The sequence below is a fragment of the Terriglobus sp. YAF25 genome (assembly GCF_052113305.1).
Classification (GTDB): domain Bacteria; phylum Acidobacteriota; class Terriglobia; order Terriglobales; family Acidobacteriaceae; genus Terriglobus.
Genome location: NZ_JBFRCY010000103.1, coordinates 1 through 8,377, shown reverse-complemented (window position 1 = coordinate 8,377; position 8,377 = coordinate 1). Strand labels below are relative to the sequence as shown.

Sequence of the window (8,377 nt, the reverse complement as noted above, 5' to 3'; positions counted from 1 at the left end):
CGCGCTGGCTGTTTCGATGGCCAACGGTTGCAAGTACTGCGTTGCCAACCACTGCTTCATCACGCATTCCAATTCTCAGACAGCGCGTGACGAGATCTCGCTCAATCTCGAAGGAAAGTCCAGCGATCCTAAGAGAGCGGCTGCTGCCGCATTCGCCAAACGAGTTATCGACACACATGGAAAGGTGAGTGATGTTGATCTCGCGGCCGTTCGGGCAGCCGGGTATGCCGATGCGCAGATTGTTGAACTCACCGCACTGACGGCCCGATACACTCTGACCAACTTTTTGAACAATATGGCTGACGTCGAGATCGATATTCCAGCCGTATCCAGCGTTTGATAGCCCGAAAATCGCGAAGCAGTTTCTGGACGTGATCCGCGCCCGGGGGAAATCCTCACCGGCATGACCGGGGCACGGCCCGGCGGTGAATTTGTTGTCGAGTCCGATCGCTCCCAGATGAGTGAGATCGTCCGGCGTGTGCGCGACGGCTGGTTGCGCACAAACATCGACGTGCGAAAGCACTCTTGTACTTCAACCTATCTCTTCAACCAATGGAGTCTCAACCATGACCAACGCCGTCATCGAATGTATCTTGAGTCGCAGGGCCACCAAGTACTACGACCCTGCCGCCACCCTGAGCGACGATCAAATCCGCGAGCTGGTGCGGATCGGCACGAGCGCGCCGACATCCTTCCATATGCAGAACTGGCGCTTCATCGCGGTTCGCACACGTGAAGCCAAGGCTCGGCTGAGTCCGCTGGCCTGGAATCAGCCACCGATCACTGATGCAGCCGTTACCTTCATCGTCTGCGGCCAGTTGGCCGATTCCAGCGTAATACCAGAGCGCCTGGCGCCCCTGGTGGAAGCGGGCATCATGCCGGAAACAACGGTGCCGGAGTGGGAGATCCCCGCACGTGATCTGTATATGAATTACCCACAGCGCCAGCGCGACGAGGCAGTACGAACCGGTGCCATCGGCGCGACGGCGATCATCTATGCGGCACGCTCGCTGGGCCTGGGTTCAACGCCGATGATCGGTTTCGATGCCGAAGCGGTGGCCCGGGAGTTCGCACTGGCCGAGAATGAAGTGCCGGTCCTGTTGTTGTCCATTGGGATCGAGCGTCCGGGAAATTGGCCGCAGAAGCCGCGCCGTCCCGTGGCCGATGTGTTGGATTTCGTATAACCCAGGTGCAAACCAATAGTGCAAACCAATAGAGTGCGGAGATTACATGCCAAGAGCTGAAGCTTTAAAGCCGGAACAGGTGCCGGCCGATTCGAAACCGACTCTCGATGCGTTCACCAGGAACATCGGGTTTACCCCAAATATGATGGCGACCTTCGCGCAGAGTCCGATCGCGTTCAACGCGTGGGCCGCGCTTTTCGGCTCCTTGAGCAAGGCGCTCGACTTGAAGACACGTGACAGCATCGGCCTCGCTGTCTCCGAAGTGAATGGCTGCAACTACTGCCTGACGGTTCACAGCTTTACGGCCGAGCATATGGCCAAGCTTCCGGCCGACGAAATCATTCTCGCTCGGAAGGGCCATGCAATTGACCCAAAGCGAGACGCTGCCATCCAGTTTGCTCACAAAGTCATCAAGACCGGCGGCAAGGTCAGTGACGCCGATCTGAAAGCTGTCCGCGACGCCGGCTACACAGATGCGAACATCATGGAGATCGTGGCGCTGGTGGCCATGTACTCCCTGACGAACTTTTTCAATAACGTATTCGATCCAGAGAAGGACTTTCCCGCCGTTACGTCAGCTGGCTCGGTTTGAACTCTAGAGCATTTTTCCTGTTGCTGGGCATCCCGGAAGGAGCGTGCAGTGGCGTTTTCATTGAGGAAAATGCCCATCGATGCACAAGCCCTGCACTACACCTACAGAAAAAAATACTCTATCCGGTTGCGTCAACCCTCTCCGAGGGCGCTCGGAAGCTTCATGTGATGCGAGCTTAACCCCAAAACCCAGATGCACCCACGAAAGATTCATGGGAGCGCATCTGGGTTTTGTATGTGCGACAAGGTGGAGCTGCTAGAACAAAAATCGTCCGGACACCTGGAGTGCTCTGGGATTGTTCAGCTGGGTTGTGATATTGCCGAAGAGAGTATTGCCAACCGATGTATTCGGATTGCCGAACTGCACGCGGTTGAAGATATTGAATGCCTCCACGCGGAAGTTGAATTTCACCTTCTCGCTGAGGGAGATGTCCTTGTAGACAGACATATCCCAGTTGGCCTGGCCCGGGCCGCGCAACGTGCTATCGGTACGCGACTCGTTGCCGTATTGGAAGCGATTGAAGACGTACGGGTTGCTGACACTCTGCTGCACGAAACAGGCCGTGTTGAAGTAGGTCGTCTTTGCTGAGTTTCCTCCCAGACGGTCATACGCCGATCCGCTGGTCGTCTTGGTCCCATTGCAACCGTTCGCACTGGAGACGTACATCGGACGCATCGATCCCAGAAACGCGTAGGTTGAGAGCGTATTGGTGGCATTTGAGAGAGCGAGCGGAAGGCCTTTCTGGAAGGTTGTAATGCCCTCCACGCCCCATCCGCCGAGCAGCCCGTTGCCGAATCCGGAGAGGTTAGACAGGAACCGTTGGCCTTTTCCGATTGGCAACGGATAGACATAGCTGACTACGAGACGCTGCCGGGCGTCGAAGCTCGATAGCGCGTACTCGCCCGGAAGGTTGTTGTAGTCCGAATACCCTGCCGATCCGGTTGCGTCGAGCCATGCGGTGAGGTACTCGGCGTTGGTCAGCAGCTTGGAGAAGGTGTACGACCCGAGCAGTTGTCCGCCACTGGCCATGCGCTTCTGCAGTTTCACCTCCAGCGAATGATAGTTACTGAGGCCGGCATAGTGACCGCTGTTGGAGATGCTGCCGTAATGCGGGAACGGGCGTAGCAACTGGTTCCTGGTTACGGTGGAATTCTTCAACGTTCCCTGGGTGATGGTGGGGTAGAAGGGATTAGCCACCTTCGCGTTCAGGAAGCAGTTATTGATATTGCCCGATGAACAGTCAGGATCGGCAGCTGCCTGCGCCACAACGCTGTCCGGCAATGGATTGATGGGGAGGCTGATCGGCAGATTCTCCCCACGCAGGCCGGCATACGCTGCAGTCAACGCCATACCAAGCGGGAACTGATGCTCGACAGAGAGGTTCCACTGATACGTGTAGCCGTTCGGCTCATTGGCATAGAGAGCCTGTGCATTGCCGCCCAGGAGCACCTGCTGATAGTTCGGGTTCCGGTGCGGTGGGCCCTGCAGCCCGCCCGGATATGGATTGTCCAGCGTGTCATACGGCGTCTGYTGGCCGTCAACTGTATTGACCATCAGGTTGTTCAGGAAGTTGACGCCTGCCTGCAGCGGGGCGCTGGGAAACTGCAAGTCCGCCGGTACAAAGAACTTGCCGAATGCTGCCCAGATGACGTTGCTGTCGTTGACGCGATAGGCAACGCCGATGCGCGGTGCCCAATCGGTCCAGTTCTCGTTATAGACGCCGGCCGCGGGATGCTGCGGCGAACTGACCAGGTCGTAGGCGCCCGGCACGTTCACCACGGGGTTGATCTCCTTGGGATTGAAGGTGTTGGCCCAACCGCGCCGTGAGCGGAAGGTGCCCGGCACTTCGTAGCGCAGCCCGAGGGTTGCGGTCAGCTTATTGGTTAACTGCCAGGTGTCCTGTGCAAAGTAGCCCTGGTAGTAGAGGGTCTGATAGGTAGGCGGCGCAACCTGCACTGTCTGTCCGGTATTGGTCGATACATATCCCAACTCAAAGGAGGCGAGGGGGTTTCCCGTCGCTCCCGGCGATCCTGTGCTCTGCGAGGTAAAGATGTTGTCGAAAGTAAAGATGCCACCCGGATTGTTGTTCTGGAAGTAGTTCATCTCCAGCCGGCGCAGATCAATGCCGAACTTGAACGTGTGCCGGTTCCATATCCGTTGGTAGGTCGATGCGATGGAATAGTTGTTGTTGATCGAGAAGATGTATCCCGCAGAGCCCTCATAATAGCTGATGGGTCCTCCAGTGCTTATCATCGGCACCGCGGTAGACTTCGGCAGATTATTCAGCGAGCCGAAATTCATATACGACGGCCAGCCGAAGGCCGTGGCTTCATTAAGGCCAATGTTGGTTGGAATACGGTTGTAGTTCCACCGCAGATAGCCGAGGCGCACATCGGCTACCGACTTGGGGCTGAAGACGTACGTGTCGCCGAAGACGATCTGTTTGGTGGTAAAGACCTCCGGCGCCAGAGCAATGTAATACAGGTTATTGTTGGGGAACGGCTGGGGGTCGATGTTCTTCGAACTCCATGCGGTGTAGCGCTCAAACATCGTCTGTTTAGCACTGAGGTTCTGATCGCCGCGGATCGTGTACTGATCATTGATACCGCCGGCGGTGGCCAGTCGCGAAAAGTTGTTCAATGGTCCTTGGGCGGACGGTGTTCCTGGCACGTTCGGCTCCCCGTAGATGGGAAATGCGATCAGGTTTTTGGAAACCCCGTTCATCCTGCTCGGTGGGATGACATTCGGTGTGCCGTTGTAGGAGAACTGTTGCCGCGTAGGAGCCGTCCCGGCGTTCTGGGCCGCTGTACAAGGTGGATTGACTGTGCCGTTCCTCAGCGTAGTTCCGCATGTCGTCAGCGGATCGTAGATTGGAGCACTGATGCCGGAGAAATCACCCCTCAACTCCGCCAGGGTAGGAACGGTGACGAGAACCAGTTGGCCGTTGGTCTGGCGGTAGCCCTGGTAATCACCGAAGAAGAAGAGCTTGTTCTTCATCAGCGGTCCGCCAAGATTGGCGCCGAACTGGTTCTGGTGCCATGCCTGTTTTCCGGAGTTATTTCTCTTCGCGAAAAAGCTGTTGGCGTTGAGCACCGTGTTTCGCAGGTACTCATACGCCGTTCCATGGAAGGCGTTGGTGCCGGATTTGGTGCTCATGTTGATCACGCCGCCGGTGTACTTGCCGAACTCCGCGGTGTTGTTGTGCGTCTGGACATTGAATTCCTGAATACTGTCCTGGTCCATCACCAGCTCGACGGCATTGCCATAGGACGTATTCACTGAGACGCCGTCCACCAGGACCGATCCCTGGTTGGAGTTGCCGCCGCCGATCTGGAAGTTGCCGGCCGCGAATACATTCTGTCCGCTCAGGTTCGTATTGGACGCACCCTGCGGCACAACGCCCGGCACCAGCGCCACCAGCGCCAGCACGTTACGGCCGTTGAGGGGCAGATCGCGTACAGCGGTGCCTCCAATCACCTGGCCGAGCGATGCGCTGTCGGTCTGCATGACGGGCGGCGCATCAGTCACCGTCACTGTCTGGTTCTGATCGCCGACGGACATGGCGACGTCGACGCGCGCCACCTGGTCCACAACCACGTCAATGGGGCTGCGCGAGAAATGTTTAAAGCCGGCGGCTTCGATGTCGACTGAGTATTCGCCGCGCTTCAGTGAGAGTACCTGGTAGTTGCCCTGGCCATCGCTGGTGATGCTGCGCTTGTCGCCGGTGGCAATGTTGGTGACAGTGATGGCCGCGTTCGGAAGTACGGCCCCCGACTGATCGCTTATCGTTCCGACGATCGAGCCGAAGATATTTTGAGCGTTTGCTGAAATTGCGGAAGCGCCTGCAAATACGAGGGCGAACGCAAGTATCCGCAATACTGCTTTTGAAATCCGCATGGTAGCCTCCAGTAATTCGTACAGTGCTATGTGCGACTGAGAATCGTTGCATAATACGCAAATTAAATAGCGCGTTACACAATAGTGGTGGCACTGTAGGCCGACCGTGGAGCGATTGTCAACGCTGAAGTAAACGTTTTTTCAAAACTTTTGACCAACGCGCCTTCCACTTGGAAAAGGCTCGCGCTCAAGTGGGCTGACCACTTTGGCGTCGACAGACGTCATTGACGTACCGCCACCACTACTCATCGTAAGAAAATCTTCAAGTAAACGTTTTTCGGAGATCTTTGACCAGCATGTGTTCCGCTTGGCAACGGTTCGCGTTCAAGTGGGCTGACCACCCCTTAGAGCATTTCTCCTGTTGCTGGGTATCCCGGCAGGAACGTGCAGCGGCGTTTTCATTGCGGAAAACGCTCCATAGATACATAAGCCCCGCACTGCACCTACAGGAGAAATGCTCTAGCTTCAATGGAAGTCACTGAGACGTACCATTGCTGCCACTCACGGTAGTTCGCATCTCCAGGCCAACATCTGACCATGGCGGCCCCTCGGTCCGCTTCGTCTGGCTCAGGTTCCACGCTGCTGGTTGTCGACCTGAACAAAGATGGCGTCGCGGATATCGTGACCGGAAACAAGCTGGGCGCTTTTATTTATCTTCCGGGGTAAACCACGGCCGGCAGCCGCAAAGCATAGAGACCCTGATAGTCTGCCGTGCATGAGCAGCACGTTGAGAGGACCCGACTCCGCGGGACCGGGCACAGAACGATCGCGATATCGGTGGTGGATTCTCGCCGCCGGATCGGTGGCTCTACTCGGGACCGGCGCCCTTTGGTACACGCGGAGCCGCATTCCTCCATCGCAGCCGTCAGGCCTGCGGAGGGCGGGCTATGTGGATTCCTCTGCCTGCAGCGAGTGTCATGCCAATGTTGCGAAGACCTACCGGCTCGCGGGGATGGCGCGCACCTTTCACAGGCCGAGCGAACAGACCGTAATCGAGGATTTCAAGCAGGCGAATCGTTTTGTCCACAAGGCCTCCGGACTGACCTACACGATGATCGATCGCGATGGAAAGTTCTACATGCGGCGCTCTGCAATCGGCTTCGACGGAAAGGAAGCTGATGTTCTGGAAGAGCAGATCGACTATGTTGTCGGTTCCGGAAACCATGCGCGCGCCTACCTGCACCGGACGGAGCAGGGAAGGCTGGTGGAATTGCCGATCAACTGGTATCTGGAGAAGACCGGATCCTGGAACATGAGTCCGGGGTTCGACCAGCCCGACCAGCCGGACATGCACGGCGCCGTGAGTTCAGAGTGCATCTTCTGCCACACGGCGTATCCGCTGGCAGATGATCGAAAGACAAAGGACGACGAAGAGGTGTTTCCGGCAACGCTGCCGGAGGGGATCGACTGTCAACGCTGCCATGGGCCGGGAGCGGCACATATCGCTGCGGCGCGTGCCAAAGCCAGCGATGATCGGATATCCGAGACCATTGTCAACCCGAACAAGCTCAGCCGTGAACGACAGCTTGAGGTCTGCATGGAGTGCCATCTGGAGACGAGTGCGCGCCATATACCAAACTCCATACGTAACTATGACCGCGATCTGAATTCCTATCGGCCGGGTAAGCCGCTGGCAGATTACAAAACTTATTTCGAACGCTCGAAGGACGTCAACGACTTTGGCTTCGAGACAGCTCATGCGTCCTACCAGCTTCCGCAGTCCGCGTGCTTTCAAAAGTCGCAGATGACCTGCTTGACCTGCCATGACCCGCACGATATTCCGCGCGGAGAGGCAGCCACGCGCTCCTATGTCGAGGTCTGCCAGAGCTGCCACGCTTCAACAATAGATCTGGCGAAGGACTCTGCTCACAAAGGCGTGGTGATAAGGACGGGCAGCAATTGCCTGACCTGCCACATGCCGAAGCGACGGCCAGAAGCTTCTGTCCATGTGTTGCTGACAGATCATTGGATCCAGCGCCGTCTTCCGCCGGGCGACCTGCAAGCGCCGATTGCGGAGAAGGCCTTCGTGCCGGACCGCACCAAGGTGGGAATTTACTATCCGAAGCCGGCGACGCGGAGTGACGCCGATCTCTATCTTGCGGTCGCGCAGGTAAATGATGCCGGGGTCGACGGAACTGGAAATTTACGTGCCATCTTAGACCGCGAACATCCCAAATGGCCTGAGCCGTATGCGACGCTGGGCAAGGCTTACGCTCATGCCGGCCAGACGGCTGCCGCGGTGAAGGCGTTTCAGCAGGCGCTTGACCGTCGCGCGGAGGACGCCGACGCACTCGAAGGAATGGCCAACGTCCTGCTCGCTGCCGATCGCAAAGACGAAGCGATCGCGATGCTCGAGCGCGGCGCGAGACGATACGTCAATGACGACCGTTTTCTACTGAAACTCGGCAACACATATTTCAGACAGGGCAAAATTTCGGAGGCGCAGGACGCTCTGCATAAGACTCTCGCAGTCAATCCTGAAAACGTGGAGGCTTACAACCTTCTGGGGCTTTGCGGCGTTCGGTCCGGCGACACGCGGGATGCCGAGCAGAACTTCCGCGAGGCGATTCGCCTCGAACCGCTTCTGCCGGGGCCGCACAACAACCTCGCAACCCTGCTGGTCGGTAGACAGGAGTTTCCTGAGGCTGAGTTCCAGTTCCGGCGTGCCCTTGCTCTCAATCCGCAATCTGCGGATGCACACCAC

At 57.4% G+C, this 8,377-nt stretch carries 6 protein-coding genes; 4 read left to right on the top strand and 2 right to left on the bottom strand.

Features of this window, described 5'->3' with window-relative positions; genetic code table 11:
* On the bottom strand, positions 1 to 523 hold a 523-nt coding region (locus AB4043_RS06090), incomplete at its 3' end, for a hypothetical protein (protein ID WP_442306674.1).
* A gap of 43 nt (positions 524 to 566) precedes the next feature.
* Between AB4043_RS06090 and AB4043_RS06085 the strand changes: the two genes are divergently transcribed.
* Both AB4043_RS06085 and AB4043_RS06080 read left to right on the top strand, forming a co-directional pair.
* Complete coding sequence (locus AB4043_RS06085) at positions 567 to 1,184, top strand: nitroreductase family protein (RefSeq protein WP_442298959.1); 618 nt, start codon at positions 567 to 569, stop codon at positions 1,182 to 1,184.
* Positions 1,185 to 1,230: 46 nt separating this feature from the next.
* Positions 1,231 to 1,776, top strand: a complete 546-nt coding sequence (locus AB4043_RS06080) for a carboxymuconolactone decarboxylase family protein (RefSeq protein ID WP_442298960.1) — start codon at positions 1,231 to 1,233, stop codon at positions 1,774 to 1,776.
* 255 nt (positions 1,777 to 2,031) lie between these two features.
* Here the strand turns inward: AB4043_RS06080 and AB4043_RS06075 are convergent, their stop codons facing one another.
* The gene (locus AB4043_RS06075; RefSeq protein ID WP_442298961.1) at positions 2,032 to 5,673 is read right to left on the bottom strand and encodes a carboxypeptidase regulatory-like domain-containing protein; all 3,642 of its coding nucleotides are present in this window, start codon (positions 5,671 to 5,673) and stop codon (positions 2,032 to 2,034) included.
* Positions 5,674 to 6,210: 537 nt separating this feature from the next.
* On the opposite strand from AB4043_RS06075, the gene AB4043_RS06070 reads away from it, so the two are divergent.
* Both AB4043_RS06070 and AB4043_RS06065 read left to right on the top strand, forming a co-directional pair.
* Complete coding sequence (locus AB4043_RS06070; RefSeq protein WP_442298962.1) at positions 6,211 to 6,339, top strand: hypothetical protein; 129 nt, start codon at positions 6,211 to 6,213, stop codon at positions 6,337 to 6,339.
* Positions 6,340 to 6,475: 136 nt separating this feature from the next.
* A partial coding sequence (locus AB4043_RS06065; RefSeq protein ID WP_442306673.1) for a tetratricopeptide repeat protein occupies positions 6,476 to 8,377 on the top strand: 1,902 nt, incomplete at its 3' end.